Source organism: Brevundimonas sp. GW821-FHT10E09 (assembly GCF_058809375.1).
This window is the reverse complement of record NZ_JBXASO010000001.1, coordinates 303,558-316,681: the sequence shown is the minus strand read 5'-3', so window position 1 is coordinate 316,681 and position 13,124 is coordinate 303,558. Positions and strand designations below refer to the sequence as shown.

13 protein-coding genes, 1 tRNA gene and 1 other RNA gene are annotated in these 13,124 nt (G+C 66.9%); 6 read left to right on the top strand and 9 right to left on the bottom strand.

Features of this window, described 5'->3' with window-relative positions; all coding sequences use genetic code 11:
- Positions 1-256: 256 nt before the first annotated feature.
- An RNA gene (gene rnpB, locus AC1RSI_RS01510) (RNase P RNA component class A) lies at positions 257-646 on the bottom strand.
- Positions 647-764: 118 nt separating this feature from the next.
- On the opposite strand from rnpB, the gene AC1RSI_RS01505 reads away from it, so the two are divergent.
- Positions 765-1,640: a hypothetical protein gene (locus tag AC1RSI_RS01505; protein WP_230307517.1), complete on the top strand. Its 876-nt coding sequence runs from the start codon at positions 765-767 to the stop codon at positions 1,638-1,640.
- On the opposite strand, the gene AC1RSI_RS01500 is transcribed toward AC1RSI_RS01505, so the two are convergent.
- The 3 genes from AC1RSI_RS01500 to sppA form a co-directional block, all read right to left on the bottom strand.
- On the bottom strand, positions 1,621-2,382 hold the full coding sequence (locus AC1RSI_RS01500; protein WP_008262983.1) for an N-acetylmuramoyl-L-alanine amidase: 762 nt from the start codon (positions 2,380-2,382) through the stop codon (positions 1,621-1,623). The genes AC1RSI_RS01505 and AC1RSI_RS01500 overlap by 20 nt on opposite strands.
- A gap of 11 nt (positions 2,383-2,393) precedes the next feature.
- Entirely contained in the window at positions 2,394-2,717 is a 324-nt protein-coding gene (locus AC1RSI_RS01495) for a hypothetical protein (RefSeq protein WP_008259396.1), read from the bottom strand.
- 115 nt (positions 2,718-2,832) lie between these two features.
- Positions 2,833-4,611: a signal peptide peptidase SppA gene (sppA, locus tag AC1RSI_RS01490; protein WP_008263743.1), complete on the bottom strand. Its 1,779-nt coding sequence runs from the start codon at positions 4,609-4,611 to the stop codon at positions 2,833-2,835.
- 221 nt (positions 4,612-4,832) lie between these two features.
- Here sppA and panD point away from each other — a divergent pair, with 221 nt between their 5' ends.
- A complete protein-coding gene (gene panD, locus AC1RSI_RS01485; protein WP_008263195.1) occupies positions 4,833-5,189 on the top strand; it encodes an aspartate 1-decarboxylase in 357 nt (118 codons plus the stop codon).
- Between the two features lie 98 nt (positions 5,190-5,287).
- Here panD and AC1RSI_RS01480 read toward each other — a convergent pair whose 3' ends face one another.
- The gene (locus tag AC1RSI_RS01480) at positions 5,288-6,040 is read right to left on the bottom strand and encodes an SIMPL domain-containing protein (RefSeq protein ID WP_196066311.1); all 753 of its coding nucleotides are present in this window, start codon (positions 6,038-6,040) and stop codon (positions 5,288-5,290) included.
- Between the two features lie 235 nt (positions 6,041-6,275).
- Here AC1RSI_RS01480 and AC1RSI_RS01475 point away from each other — a divergent pair.
- The 4 genes from AC1RSI_RS01475 to AC1RSI_RS01460 all read left to right on the top strand — a co-directional run bounded on the left by AC1RSI_RS01475 (position 6,276) and on the right by AC1RSI_RS01460 (position 9,988).
- Positions 6,276-6,351 (top strand) — tRNA-Ile (locus tag AC1RSI_RS01475).
- Positions 6,352-6,569: 218 nt separating this feature from the next.
- Positions 6,570-7,364 (top strand): HIT family protein, encoded by a 795-nt coding sequence (locus AC1RSI_RS01470; protein WP_154725484.1) that lies wholly within the window; start codon positions 6,570-6,572, stop codon positions 7,362-7,364.
- On the top strand, positions 7,361-8,284 hold the full coding sequence (locus tag AC1RSI_RS01465) for a hypothetical protein (RefSeq protein WP_492322685.1): 924 nt from the start codon (positions 7,361-7,363) through the stop codon (positions 8,282-8,284). Before AC1RSI_RS01470 ends, AC1RSI_RS01465 begins: the two co-directional genes overlap by 4 nt.
- Positions 8,285-8,611: 327 nt before the next feature.
- Positions 8,612-9,988 carry a transposase gene (locus tag AC1RSI_RS01460; protein ID WP_154725486.1) on the top strand — a complete coding sequence of 459 codons (1,377 nt, stop codon included), beginning with the start codon at positions 8,612-8,614 and terminating at the stop codon, positions 9,986-9,988.
- A gap of 264 nt (positions 9,989-10,252) precedes the next feature.
- Here AC1RSI_RS01460 and AC1RSI_RS01455 read toward each other — a convergent pair whose 3' ends face one another.
- From AC1RSI_RS01455 to AC1RSI_RS01440, 4 genes are all read right to left on the bottom strand, one after another.
- A complete protein-coding gene (locus AC1RSI_RS01455) occupies positions 10,253-10,633 on the bottom strand; it encodes a COG4315 family predicted lipoprotein (protein WP_154725487.1) in 381 nt (126 codons plus the stop codon).
- A 218-nt stretch (positions 10,634-10,851) separates the two neighbouring features.
- The gene (locus AC1RSI_RS01450; protein ID WP_154725488.1) at positions 10,852-11,319 is read right to left on the bottom strand and encodes a hypothetical protein; all 468 of its coding nucleotides are present in this window, start codon (positions 11,317-11,319) and stop codon (positions 10,852-10,854) included.
- 88 nt (positions 11,320-11,407) lie between these two features.
- Positions 11,408-11,695: a hypothetical protein gene (locus AC1RSI_RS01445; protein WP_154725489.1), complete on the bottom strand. Its 288-nt coding sequence runs from the start codon at positions 11,693-11,695 to the stop codon at positions 11,408-11,410.
- Between the two features lie 68 nt (positions 11,696-11,763).
- Positions 11,764-13,077, bottom strand: a complete 1,314-nt coding sequence (locus tag AC1RSI_RS01440; RefSeq protein WP_154725490.1) for an Hsp70 family protein — start codon at positions 13,075-13,077, stop codon at positions 11,764-11,766.
- Positions 13,078-13,124: the final 47 nt, after the last annotated feature.

The window sequence follows — 13,124 nt, the reverse complement described above, 5'->3', positions numbered from 1 at the left end:
ACATACAGAACATACACGGAACACGCCTAGTATTCACAGGCTGTGGGGCGTTCTAACCTTCCCTGACCCGTCAACAGGTTAACGACCGCAAAACTGCGGGAGCGTCGCCAGAACACTGAAATGCGGGGATAATCCGAACCCGGACCAGGCGACGCGCAATGGGGAGGCGCCGGCGTCCCACCCCACTGGCTCAAGAAGGCCGATAGGCCCGAGAAAAACCGGCCTCAAGTAGCGCGAAGCGCGATAGGCCTTAAAAAATGCCAGACGGCCTGTAAGCCGGGTTTTGTTCCGCCCCGGGCCGAAACCCGGAACGACGACGATCATTCCTCTGGACCGTCCATTGCTGAACGGTTCTCGCGACCTACCCGGACATCTGAGGCGGTGAGCCCCGCGAGGCGAACCCCGCGCGATGTCCCTATTTGGTCTTGCTCCAGGCGGGGCTTGCCATGCCGTCCCTGTTGCCAGGCACGCGGTGGGCTCTTACCCCACCCTTTCACCCTTACCGGTCTCGCGAGGCCGGAGGTTTGCTTTCTGTGGCGCTATCCCTCGGGTCGCCCCGGGCGGAAGTTATCCGCCGCCTTTTCACCGTGGAGCCCGGACTTTCCTCGACGAGATCAAGTCCCGCCGCGACCGCCCAGCCGTCTGGCGGGGGCTAGATGCGCCGCCACGTCGCGCAGGTCAACAACTAGCTGGGCGAGGCCCTGCGCGGCTGATTGACGAGACAGAACCGCCATGGCTGATAAGCCTGTCGGAGGATGGCGGACATGATGAAGTATGGGGCGGCCAACGGGCGCGCGCGGCTGCTGGTGATCTTCGGAGCCGCCTCGCTGGCGGCGGTCGGCGTGGGGGCGTGGGTGTGCGCGGCCAGCGGCGTGCCGACAGGATCCTGGGTGCGAAATCTGGCGGCCTGGATGGTTGGGGGGCTGGCTGCGGCGGGTTTGGCGGCGACGGCGCGGCCTGCGGTCCTGCCTATCGTGCCTTGGCTGGCGGGCGCAGGGCTGGCGACCACCTTCTTCAATCCGGCCCAGGAGGGCGTTCATCGTTGGATCGACGTCGGTCCCCTTCACGTCAATGTCGCCATGGTCGTTTCGCCTGCCGCAGCGGTCGCTCTGGCGATGGCGGCGGACCGCCTGACGGTCTGGATCGCGGCCTTCGTCGCCCTGGCGCTCCTGGTCGCCCAGCCGGACGCGTCCCAGGCCACGGCGATGGCCGGGGTGATCGGGCTGGTCGCCGCCTTTTCGCTGAAGACCCGCGTGATGAAGGCGCTGGCCATCGCGGGCGCCGGTCTGTTGACCACTGTGGCCTGGATGCGGCCCGATCCCCTGCAACCGGTCGCCGAAGTGGAGGAGATCGTCGGGATGGCCTTTCGACTGTCGCCCGTCATCGGCGGCCTGGCGCTGATCGCCCTGATCGGCGTCGTTGCGGTTCCGGCCGCCCTGAGTCCATCCAAATCCGGATCGGCTCTGGCCGGCGCGGCGCTGAGCCTCTGCCTGGCCTTGTGGGCGGTCACGCCGATGTTCGGCGCCTTCCCCGTCCCTCTCGTCGGGATCGGCATGAGCCCCATTCTTGGCGCCTGGCTGGGCGTAGGCCTGCTGGCGGCCCTGCACCGCAGGCCGCCCCCTAGTCCAGCACGCCCGTGACGCTTTCGACGCTGGCCAGTTGCAGCAGGCCGACCAGCCGCGCCCGCGTCTCGCCGTCGGCGACGCCGTCGATGCGGTCGGGGCGCCAGTGGCGCTGGAAGGCGCGGACAGTGGTTTCGGTCTCGGCGTCATAGTCGCCGCCGGGCGTCAGCCCATAGCCCAGCCGGTGCAGGCCGGCGCGCAGGACCACGGCCCCGATCCCCTGGTCGCCCTTCTGCAACAGGCCGCCCAGGGCCTTGATCCGGTCGGCGGCGGGCTCGAACCAGAGGCCGTGGCCCGCCTCGGCCAGGCGTTTCCACGGGAACAGCTCGCCGGGATCGGTCTTGCGCGCCGGCGCCAGGTCGGAATGGGCGATGATGCGGTTGTCGGGAATGGTCCAGCGGTCGCGGATGTCGCCGATCAGGGCGATGACCGCCGCGATCTGGGCCTCGGGAAACAGCCGATAGCCGAACTCATGGCCCGGATTGACGATCTCTATGCCGATGGAGGCGGCGTTGCAGTCGTCCTCGCCGCGCCAGCCCCCCGCCCCGGCATGCCAGGCGCGCCGTTCTTCGGGCACAAGCTGGAAGATCCGGCCGTCCTCCTCGACCAGATAATGGGCCGACACCTTGGCCTCGGGGTCGCGCAGCCGCGCCAGGGCGGCCTCGCCCGTCTCCATGCCGGTATAGTGCAGCACCAGCATGTCGGGCGGCGCCCGACGCGTGTCGAAGTTCGGCGAGGGCGCCGCAATCAGGTCAATCATGGCTTCAGGCCTCAGCGGCCGTGGCGTTCCCAGCCGTAGGCGACCCAAGTCCCGTCCACCTTGTGCGCCTCGATCACGTCGGGATCCCCGGCGCGGCGGCGGGGCGCCAGGTTGCGGCGCGCGCGCATGGCCAGACCGGCCAGGAAGACCAGCACCCCGGCGAACAGGGCGATCACCGCGACGGCGGCGGCGGTGAAGACGGCCAGGACCGCGCCCACGGCCATGGCGGCGACGGCGGCGATCATGCCGGCGATCCACATCACGGAGGCCACGAGGCCGTTGGGCCGGCGGCGAGCGGCGAAGCCGATGGTGGCGAGACGTTCAGGCTGGAACATGGGTCATCCTTTCAGGCGTCCCGAAGAACGCCCATTCCACAATGTCGGTCCATCGGGCCTCGCGGTCAATGGATCCGCCTTCAAGCCTGCGTGCGATGGATCGTCACTGCCGGCCTCAGAACATCGGCTGGTCGGCCAGGACCACCGCGCCCTCGCTGCGCATCCGCTCGCCTTCGATGCGGCGCATCACCGCCTGGGCCTGGGGATCGGCCATGACGCCGCCCAGCATGACCAGGGCCTGGGCCGCCTCGCTCTGGACCCCGAACATCTCGGACAGGGCTTCCCACGGCGACTTCGACTTGGGGAAATGCTTGAAGCGGACCGATTCCCCGGCGGGGATCTTGGCCAGGGCCTTGGCCTTGGCCACCGCCTCGGTCAGGCCGCCCAACTGATCGACCAGGCCCAGCGGCAGGGCCTGGGCCCCCGTCCAGACCCGGCCCTTGGCGATCTCGCGCACGCGGGCCGGCTCCAGCTTGCGGCCCGTGGCCACCCGCGTGATGAAGTCGTCGTAGATCCGGTCCATCGAGCCGGCGAAGGCGGCGCGCTGGCTGTTGGTGAAGGACTGGGTCGGCGAGAAGGCGTCGGCGTAGGGACCGCCGACCGTCAGTTCACGCATGTCCACGCCGAACCGGCCCAGGGCGTCGGCGATCACGAACTTGCCGCCGAACACGCCGATCGAGCCGGTCAGGGTCGAGGGCTGGGCCACGATCCAGTCGGCTTCCGAACTGATCCAGTAGCCGCCCGAGGCCGCATAGGCGCCCATGGACACCACCACCGGCTTGCCGGCGGCCTTGGCCGCGCGCACGGCGGCCAGGATCTGTTCCGAGGCTTCGGGCGATCCGCCCGGCGAAGAGACGCGGAAGACGATGGCCTTCACGCCCTTGTCCTCGATGGCGTCATAGATGGCCTCGGCCGTGTCGTCCGAATGGATCGAAGAGCCGCCGCCGAAGCCGCCGCCGTCGCTGCGTCCGGTCACGATGGCGCCCTCGCCGCCGACGATGGCGATGGCGTTCTTGCCCGAGCCGGTCCGCTCGCCCTTGTCCGACGTGTACTGGTCGAACTCGACGATTTCGGCGCCCTTGCCGGCGCGGCGCTTGATCTCGGCCTCGGCCTCCTCGACCTGGCCGATCTTGTCGATCAACTTGTTCGCCAGGGCCTGTTCGGCCGAATAGGGGCCGGCCTCGATCACGGTCTTCAGCGCCGCCGGCGTCGTCTTGCGGTCCTGGGCCGCATTGGCCAGGGCGCTGTCATAGAGGGAGGTCATCCAGGCGGTCATGGCCTCGCGGTGCGGGCCGGTATAGTCGCTCTGGGTGTATTCGTTGACGGCGTTCTTGTACTCGTAGCGCTGCTCGAAATCGGCGCGCACCCCGTATTTCTCGAACGCCCGCCCCAGGAAGACGCTGTCGGCCGAGAAGCCCGTCGCCTGGAAGCCGGCCGTGTTCTGCATCCACAGTTCCGAGGCCGAGGCCCCGACCATATAGGTGGACATCACCGCCCCCATGGGCGCGAAGCCCTGGCTGTGGGCGATGACCGGCTTGCCCGAGGCGCGGAAGCGGCGGACCGCCTGGCGCAGTTCGTCCGCCGTCGCCGGGGTCATGCCGCTTTCCGGCAGGCGGATCAGCAGGGCCTTGACGCTCTTGTCCTCCTCGGCCTGGGCCAGGCCGTCCACCACCTGGGTCACCGACAGGCCGGACCCGCCGAAGGCCGCGAACGGGTTGGTCGAGGGCTGGTCGCTGACGCCCTCGCGCAGGTCCAGCTCCAGCACCGAGGTCGCGGGCGCCGTCGGCTTGGACGAGCCGGCGATCGCCACGGTCAGCAGCACCACCGGAATGACGACGACGAACAGGATCAGTCCGGTGAAGACACCCAGGACCGTCAGGAAGAATTGCTTCATGGGAGAAGGCGCGCTCGCAAGGGGCCGAAAATGGCTCGGCTTCACCATAGCCTCGGAACGGTCACCGTCAAATGAACGTCCCGCAACGTAGGCGCGTCGGATCGCCCCGGATCCACCATGTTGCGGCGCCGCGTGACGATTGATGCGCGTCCCGGAAATCCCTATATGAGCCGCAAGCGAGCGGGGGCCTGTCGCCCGCGCCATAGACCGGAGACCGCCCCATGCTGGTCACCCTGATGAAATCCAAGCTGCACCGCGCCACGGTGACCCAGGCCGACCTCGATTACGAAGGCTCGATCGCCATCGACATGGACCTGCTGGACGCGGCGGGCATCTTTCCGCACGAACAGGTCGATGTGCTGAACATCACCAACGGCGCGCGGTTCACCACCTACGCCATCGAGGCGCCGCGCGGCTCCCGGGTCATCGGCGTCAACGGCGCCGCCGCCCGCCTGGTCCAGAAGAACGACAAGGTGATCGTCGTCACCTACGGCCAGCTGCCCCAGGAAGAAGCCCGCCAGTGGACGCCGAACGTCGTGCTGCTGGACGACGCCAACGAGATCAAGCGCGCCGGCTGACGCCCGCCCCTTTCCCACCAGGGAAACAATCGACCCTCACGCCGAATGCAACAAGGCCCGCCGTCGCCGGCGGGCCTTTCTTCATTCCGAACCGCGGATCAGCGGGCGATGTCGTAGACGCCGGTGATGTCGATCCGGACCGTCAGTTCGCCGGCGGCGACCGGGGTGCTGTCGCGGCTTTCCATCGCCATGGCGCGCACGGCGAACAGCTGCGGCGGCGCGGGCGAATAGCCGCCGCCTTCGCTCAGGTTGCGGATGCCGGCCAGCTGGACGTTCAGGGCCTGGGCGTACAGCTGCGCCTTGGCCTGCAGGGCGCGCACGGCCAGCTGACGCGCGCGATCCTCGGCCGCGCTCGGATCCTTCAGGCCGAAGCTGATGCCGTCGATCTGGTTGACCCCGGCGGCGACGACGGCGTCGGCGGTGGTTCCGACCTTGCTCAGGTCGTTGATCGTCACCGTCACCCGGTTCACGGCCTGATAGCCGCGCAGCTTGGGCGGTTCGTTCTGCTCATAGTCATATTGCGCCGACAGGTTCAGGCCCGAGGTCTGGACGTCGCGCTCGGCGATCCCGGCGCGGCGCAGGGCGGCCATGACCTGGGTCATCCGGGTCGCATTGTCGCGCATGGCCTCCTGGGCCGTCGCCGCCTCGGTCTGGACGCCGAAGCTGATGGTGGCCATGTCCGGCGCGGCCTTGACCTCGCCATAGGCCGACAGGTTCAGCGACGGGGCCGGCTGCATCATCTGGATCGCGCCCGGCTGCATGGTCTGGGCCATGGTCGGCGCGGCCGCGCCCAGGGCGACGGCGGCCGTCAGGGCCCCGCCCAGCATCAGGGTTTTGAACGCGCGTTTCATGCAGAAGTCTCCGTAGAACGATCCCGACCGACGGGTTCGTCGATCCATGGCCGCAACCTTGGCCTTTTACACCTGAACCAACGTCCGCGCCTCCCCGTCGGTTTCCGTTCATCTTGATGAATTCGCCGAAAACCGTCCGACGACCCCGCGCCCCTTGGCAAGCCGCGCCAACCCCTGCTAGGCGGTTCCTCCCGCCGCGCCGCGCGCCAGGACCGCCGGTCCCGTCGCGTCCTGGGGGCCTGTAGCTCAATGGTTAGAGCCGACCGCTCATAACGGTCTGGTTGGGGGTTCGAGTCCCTCCGGGCCTACCACTCCTCGATAGATGTCTGATTAGGCAGGAAATCCAGAAGATGCGGCGCTTGTGACACCAAACTGTGTCACCGAACGGGAATGGAAGCCGTGCATGGATGCGCTCATCTCTACCGCCGTGGAGCGGTCTATCAGTTCCACCGGAGGGTCTCGTTCTCGGGCAACTGGACACTTGAAGGTTGAACGTCCTATTGCTCTAGGCTGCTTCAGGGGACAGAGTTTGACGCAGATCGAAGGTATCCATCGTGTAGGCCTTGCTCAGGTGCTGGGCGGCGCTGTCGCCTTCAATGCTGGCAACATCAACGACACCTATCGCGGGGTTATTCGGACCAACGTTGGTGATCGCCCAGCTATCATAAAAGACCTACCCCCTCGTGAGCTGGCCAACGAGGTCCTCGCGGCAGGGCTCGGGCTAGCGGCACGGCTCCCCATACCGCCCGCCTATCTTGCGTTCGCATCACCTGACCGTCTGGCTGCGAAATATGGCCCTCAGCTTGACGGTGGGCGGCTGCTATTCGCTAGCGTGGATGTGGGCCAGCCTCAGGTCGCAATGCTCTGCCGTGACCGTGGAAATGCAGCAGTTCTCGGCCGATTGGCAGCGTGGGCGGAAGCGGGGCGGATGTACGGGTTCGATGCCTTAGTCGCCAACATCGACCGCCATGCGGGGAACCTGCTATTCAGTGGTGATCAAGAGGTTTGGATGATCGACCATGGGCATTGTTTCACAGGACCCGAGTGGGGCCATAGCGATCTGACGCCGCCCGATGTGCGGGTGGCCAATCGGCTGACGGAGTGGCTCACGCCGGTCCTGGCCGAACGTCAGCGAACCTACGCAGCTCACCAAGCGGCTGTGCTTGCTGGCGACGTGCCCGTCGATTTTAACGCCCTTGCGACGGCCAACCATTTGGCCGAGCTTCTGGACGATGGTGATTTCGCCGCCGTGGTCACTTTCCTACAGGGCCGCCGTCCCTTTACCGCAGGACTTGCTGCCGAAGCTCTCGGAATGCTCGCATGAGACGCCCTTTCAGCCTCAGTGATTTTCCGTCTGTGGACGGCACCGTCGCATGTCGGTGGGCTCCCATCCTGCTTTCACCCATCCTTGATAGCCCAGAGAAGCTCGTTATCGGCGTCGCGGCCGCAAACAGTTCTGGCTTTCATATTGAACGTGCGAACGCTCTGGTTCGGCTTAGGTGCTTATTTGGGAAGTCGGCAGAAACCGCGATATTCGCTTCCGAAGTGGCGTTTGAAGAGCTTGCGGAGAGTCTACTAGGGGCGGGCGAGGAGGGTCTTAAAGAGCGCGGCCTAGTATTTACCGGCGTCACCCTAGGGGACGTTCGGGCGGGCGAAGGCAACTCTCTTCGAGACGTTGCTCGGACTTGGATGAGCGCCATGTCGTCGCTTTATGAGCTTCAGCCCGATATCGAGTTGAAGGTTGCGGCGATATCCGATGTCGCGGAGGAGCCAAGCATTCGGGGCGGGGACAGGTTGCCGATCATGGTCCTTGAAGACGTTGTTTCCCGGAATCCAGCCTACAGCCATTTCTTCAGCGAGGAGATTCGTTTGAAGCGACAGCGTCGTTCGAAGGTGGCGGATATCGGTATCGACTACTCCTCGCCCAACCTCGTCGCCAACTTTGCCACCCTTGGTCCCTCGGCCCAAGCGAAGTCGGTCGACCGCATCAAGCGCAAGTTGTTCGATCTAATAGTTCAGCGCGACGCAGAGCAGTCCACGTTCCTACCCAGGGCGCACGAGATGATCGTTTACAGCCCCGGGATTTCGGACCCTCTCATTACCGAGAAGCAGCGAGAGATGCTGGACGAAGTTCACGACGAGCTAGGGGAGCAGTCTAAGCGCGAGGAGATCGGATTCCTGCCCGTCACCGGCATTGGCGAAATTACGCAGCGCATACTGGAGACGCCGTTCGGCCACGCTTGAGTAGCCTTGCAGTGACACAGAGACTGTGACACACAGCCTCCCATTGAGGTCGGAAAAAGCTAGTAAATCCAACGACTGAGGGGTCCGTAGAGGCTCTCCCTCCGAGCCTACCATTTTTGGGGCGGAACCACTTAAGAGGTGGGTCAAAATCGGTTAAAAGCGGCTCAGCGACTGGAGCCATCGGCCCATGCACCGGCTGGCTGTCCGCCCCTTACTCTAAGGGACATCGAGAAAGTCCGCTTTCGGCGGATACCGTTGAAAAAGTCGGCAATTGCCTCGGACGGCGGGGGCTGATTCACTCTGGTCATTGAAGCCGGAGACAGCGCGATGATGGGCGAGCGGCGGGTCGATCAGGCGGCCCTGTTCTATACTTTCTCGTTGGAGGACCACGTCCCGACGAACCATCTGCTGAGGTCGATCGACCGGTTCGTGGAGTTGGAGGGCCTGCGAGCGCATCTGGCTCCGTTCTACAGCGCCATGGGTCGCCCCTCGATCGATCCCGAACTGCTGATCCGGATGCTGCTGGTCGGCTACTGCTTCGGCATTCGGTCGGAGCGTCGGCTGTGCGAAGAGGTCCACCTCAACCTGGCCTATCGCTGGTTCTGCCGGCTGGGTCTGGAAGGCGCCGTGCCGGATCACTCGACGTTCTCCAAGAACCGCCACGGCCGTTTTAGGGAGAGCGACCTGCTGCGTCAGTTGTTCGACATGGTCCTGCGCCGGTGCATGTCGGAAGGCCTGGTCGGCGGCGAGGGCTTCGCCGTGGACGCCAGCCTGATCAAGGCCGAGGCGAACCGCGAGCGCAGCGTGCCTGGCGATCCCGGTCTGCCGCCCGAGGCGTCCAGCCGGGCCATCGACGAGTACCTGGCGGTGCTGGACGACGCGGCGTTCGGTGGGGCCACGCCGGTGACGCCCAAGTTCATCTCGCCGGTGGATCCGGCCGCGCGCTGGACCGCCGCCAACAAGGGGCCGGCCTTCTTCGCCTATGCCACCAACTACCTGATCGATCTGGAACACGCCGTCATCGTCGATGTCGAGGCGTCCACCGCCGTGCGGCCGGCCGAACTGACCGCGGCCCGCACCATGATCGAGCGGGTCCGGGATAGGCATGATCTCCACCCCGATCGCCTTGCCGCCGACACCGCCTATGGCTCGGCCGAGATGCTGGAATGGCTGGTCAACGACCAGGGGATCGCCCCGCACATTCCGATCATCGACAAGTCTGGCCGCACGGACGGGACCTTCTCCCGGGCCGACTTCACCTACGACCGTGCCGCCGACCTCTATCGCTGTCCGGGCGGCAAGGAACTGAAGCAATATCGGCGAGCCTTCCGCGCCGATCACCCCGATACACCGCCGGATGACACCTATCGCTATCGCGCCTCCAAGATCGATTGCGACGCCTGCGCGCTGAAGCCCGAGTGCTGCCCCAACGGGCCGGCTCGGAAGGTGACCCGTTCCATCCACGAAGACGCCAGGGACGTCGCCCGCGACATCGCCAGGACCGACGCCTACGTCACCTCCCGACGCGAACGGAAGAAGGTCGAGATGCTGTTCGCACACCTCAAGCGCATCCTCAGGCTGGATCGGCTGCGCCTTCGCGGTCCCTACGGCGCCCGAGACGAGTTCCTCCTCGCAGCCACCGCCCAGAACCTGCGCAAAATGGCCCGTCTGATCCCGCTACAGCCCGCCCCAGCACCCGCCTGAAGGCCTGAAGCGTCACGAACCCCGCCACAGCCTGACCATGCCGCTCTTCAAGCCGATCTCAGTCAGGCGACTTTTTCAACGGTATCGGCGAACAGGGCTCATTCGGAAGGCAAAGTCGCTTGCGAAGGCTCAGCTGAGCCATTGCGAGGCCAGGTCCGTGCGGCTCCGAACGAGCCCCGGCCGCTGCCGATAGTCGCAACGGCGAGGTCGTGTCCGGACAGCCGTCACGCCAGCTGCTCGTCTCGCGTCCGCAGCCTAGAGCGCCTAGGGCTGCGCGATGCGCCAAGCGCCGTTGAGGACGCCGTCGCCGGTGATGTCGCCCGGCTTGGCGTCCTTGGTCCAGGTGTAGAGGGGGCGGCCCTGGTAGGCCCATTGACGGGAGCCGTCGTCCCGGATGACGACGGTATAGCTTCCGCTCGCTTGCGCATCCGCATCGGCGGCGAAGGGCGGCCAGTTTGCGGCGCAGGGTCCATTGCAGACCGATTTGCCGTCGCTGTCCTTATCGAACGTATAGAGGGTCATGCCCTGCGCGTTCGTGAGCGCGGGACCTTTTGCGGTTTCCCCCGTTCTGGCCGGATCAGCGGCCAGCGCGGCGGTGGATACGGACAGCGCGAACACGGTTGCGATGATGGCGCGGGTTATCACAGGTCAACTCCTTCTGTGGGCTGGACCTGCAATAGACAGCCGACGCACGGCGATTATTCCCGCCCCCCTGATTAAATCTCGCGCGGACAGGTCGACAGAGGTTTGAGAGCTGCCGGGAAATCCCCTTCCGCCGGCTGTCCGCCCCCATGGCGAGACCCGGCGTGGAGCTCCGCCAGCGCTCGCCCCCCCCACGTCAGCCCAACCGTTCGCCCCGCTCCCTAAGGCTGCGGCGACGTGCTCGTCACCACGGCCGTGCCGTTGGACGCCGCCGGCCGGACCGCCGTCGCCCGCTCCACAATGATCGGTTCCGCGGCCTGGGCTTCCGCAGCCCGCGCTTCCTGCGTGGCGCGGACGGCGTCGGCGCGCGCCTCCATGGCCTCGGCCTGGGCGATGGCCACACGATCATTCACAGTCGCGCTGGTCGCGGTCACGGCGTTCGCCGCCGTCGCCTGGGCCTCCGCTGCGGCGGCTTCGGCCTGGGCGAGGCGAAGGTCGGTCAGATCGTCCGCGCCGTCCGGCCGCGTCAGCAGCCACACGGCGACGACCAGGACCAGCGAACACAGGATGCCGACCGCCCACCAGCCTGCGCTGCTTTCCCGCTGGATGACGATGGTTTCCTCGACCCGCGGCAATGTGCTGGTCAGCGGGATGATGACGTTCGGATCGTCTCGCTTGAACTCGTCCACGGCTTGTCTCCTCAGGTTTCAGCTCAAACCGCAGGGCGGCGGCAATGGTTCCGCTTGAGGCGACGCCGCCTCCCCGCCCCCATCGGCCTCAGCTCTGGTCCAGGTCGTCGACGTCCTCGTCCTTCGCGGTGGTCGGGACCGGCGTGCGGGGATCGGCGCTGAGGGGGCCCTGGGGCAGGTCGCCTTCGGGCTGGCGGCTGGACGACGGGCCTTCCTGCAGCCGCTGCGTCAGGGGGTCCGGCCCGATCTGGCCGCCCGGCCCTATTCCGCCGGCGCGCAGCCGCAGCTCTTCCGGCGGGGTGTTCAGCGATCGGCCCCGGGCGACGCCCTGGGGCAGGGCGTCCTCGGCCTGTTGCTCGCGGTTGCGGTCGGTCATGGTCTGTCTCCTGGGTTTCAGGAAATAAGACCCGCGCGCCGCCGATGTTCCCGCACCGCGGCGGCGGCTCAGCCCTCGGTCCAGCGCTCCACGTCGGGCTGGAGCCCGATCAGGGCCAGGCCGGCGGCGATGGATTCGAACTCGCCGCCGGTCTCGATCCGCGATGCGCCGAAGCGACGGTGGAACAGGGCGCGCACGGCCGGGGTCAGGGAGGTGCCGCCGGTCAGGAAGACCCGGTCGATCCCCTCCAGCGGCAGGCCCGAGGCGTGGAGCGCCTCGTCCAGGGCGGTCTCGATGGCGGTCAGCTCCGGCGCGATCCAGGCCTCGAACTGGGCGCGGGCGACTGGAGCCTCGATCCGCACCCCGCCGGCGACGAACGAGAACTGGGCCGTCTCGGCGCGCGACAGGTCCTGTTTCAGGGTCGAGACGGCGCGGTACAGGGCGTGGCCGTGGTTGTCGTCCAGCACCTCGATCAGCCGCTCGATCTTCTCGGGCTCCAGCGATGTCGAGGCCAGGCCCCGGATGTCGCGCATGTCGCGCGAGGCCCGCAGCAGGGCCAGCTGGTCCCAGCGGGCGAAGGCGGAATAATAGCGCTGGGGCGCCGGCAGGGTCTTGCCCAGGCTGGTGTAGAAACTGCCCTTGCCCAGTTCCGGCGACACCAGATTGTCGATGATCCGGTAGTCGAAGGCGTCGCCCGCCACCCCGACGCCCGACCGGGCCAGGGGCGTGGACTTCAGCCCGTCGGGCGTGTGTTCGAAACGGATGATGGAAAAGTCGCTGGTGCCCCCGCCGAAGTCGGCGACCAGCACCGTCGCATCCTGTTTCAGGGTCCGCGCGAAATAGAAGGCGGCGCCGACCGGTTCATAGGCGTAGCGGACGTCCTCGAACCCCAGCCGCTTGAACGCCGTCTCGTAGCGCGACAGGGCCAGGGCCTCGTCGGGCCGGCCGCCGGCGAAGGTGACGGGCCGGCCGACGATGACACGCGGCGGCAGGTCGGCCATGGCGACGCCCGCATGGTGGCGCAGCTTCAGCAGGAAGGCGGACAGCAGGTCCTCGAACGTATAGCGGCGATCGTGGATGCGGGTCTCGGTGAAGGCGGCGCTGGCGGCGAAGGTCTTGAACGACTGGATGAACCGGGTGTCGTGCGGATCCTCGACATAGGCCTCGATGGCCCAGGGCCCGGCCTCGACGATCCGTTCCGGCCGCCCCTCGCCCTCGGCGGCGTGGAACTGGAAGCTCAGGGCCGAGCGGAAGGTGGCGGTCTCGCCGCCCTCGATCGCGAACTGCACCAGGACGGCGCCGGTCGTCGGGTCGGCCAGGGCGACGACGGAATTGGTCGTGCCGAAATCTATGCCGATCGTCAGCGGCTGTGGCGTGGTCATGACCCGGCTCCTCGAAGGGCGGGCTTCCTACAGCGTCCGGGCGCAAT

Coding starts and splice junctions, on each gene's coding strand:
- AC1RSI_RS01440 (WP_154725490.1), bottom strand. CDS start 13,077: ATGACCACGCCACAGCCGCTGACGATCGGCATAGATTTCGGCACGACC.
- AC1RSI_RS01465 (WP_492322685.1), top strand. CDS start 7,361: ATGAGACGCCCTTTCAGCCTCAGTGATTTTCCGTCTGTGGACGGCACC.
- sppA (WP_008263743.1), bottom strand. CDS start 4,611: ATGAAGCAATTCTTCCTGACGGTCCTGGGTGTCTTCACCGGACTGATC.
- panD (WP_008263195.1), top strand. CDS start 4,833: ATGCTGGTCACCCTGATGAAATCCAAGCTGCACCGCGCCACGGTGACC.
- AC1RSI_RS01480 (WP_196066311.1), bottom strand. CDS start 6,040: ATGAAACGCGCGTTCAAAACCCTGATGCTGGGCGGGGCCCTGACGGCC.
- AC1RSI_RS01460 (WP_154725486.1), top strand. CDS start 8,612: ATGATGGGCGAGCGGCGGGTCGATCAGGCGGCCCTGTTCTATACTTTC.
- AC1RSI_RS01500 (WP_008262983.1), bottom strand. CDS start 2,382: ATGATTGACCTGATTGCGGCGCCCTCGCCGAACTTCGACACGCGTCGG.
- AC1RSI_RS01505 (WP_230307517.1), top strand. CDS start 765: ATGATGAAGTATGGGGCGGCCAACGGGCGCGCGCGGCTGCTGGTGATC.
- AC1RSI_RS01445 (WP_154725489.1), bottom strand. CDS start 11,695: ATGACCGACCGCAACCGCGAGCAACAGGCCGAGGACGCCCTGCCCCAG.
- AC1RSI_RS01495 (WP_008259396.1), bottom strand. CDS start 2,717: ATGTTCCAGCCTGAACGTCTCGCCACCATCGGCTTCGCCGCTCGCCGC.